The organism is Streptomyces sp. SID11385, from assembly GCF_010548245.1.
Taxonomy (GTDB): domain Bacteria; phylum Actinomycetota; class Actinomycetes; order Streptomycetales; family Streptomycetaceae; genus Streptomyces.
The window spans coordinates 1-453 of sequence record NZ_JAAGLR010000531.1; the positions used below are offsets into that span (position 1 = coordinate 1).

1 pseudogene is annotated in these 453 nt (G+C 79.5%); it reads left to right on the forward strand.

The window, feature by feature from the left end:
- Positions 1-159: 159 nt before the first annotated feature.
- Positions 160-453 (forward strand): annotated as a pseudogene (locus tag G3I42_RS16050) (hypothetical protein); the annotation flags it as partial.

Sequence of the window (453 nt, forward strand, 5' to 3'; positions counted from 1 at the left end):
GGGTCGTGGGGGACGCGCTGAAGGGGTGAGGACACGCTGAGGCGGTGAGGAACGCGGGGGCCCGCGCGGGGGTCCCCGCGTCCCCGTTTCGGTGCCGCGTGTCGACCGTACGGCCGTACCGCCCGCGCGGCCTCCCCGGGGCCGTGCCCACAGTGGCGTATGCCCAGCCCCGCGCACCCGCCCGTGCACCCGCCGCCGCCCGCCGGACCGGCTCTCCCCGGGACCCGTCTGCGGCCCGCCGCCGTGTTCCTCGCGCTCGCGACCGTCGTGGCGCTCGTCGCCGGGTGGCCGCTCGTCGCGCGGGCGCTGCCCGACAAGGAGGGCGTACGGGACGGGGCCCGGCTCACGATCGGCCCCGAGGGCGCGGGCCGGGTGGTCCTGCGGGTGCGCGGCGGCGGCTGGGAGCTGTCGCGCTCGTCGAGCGACCCGGACAGCGGTTACCTGCTCAGCCGC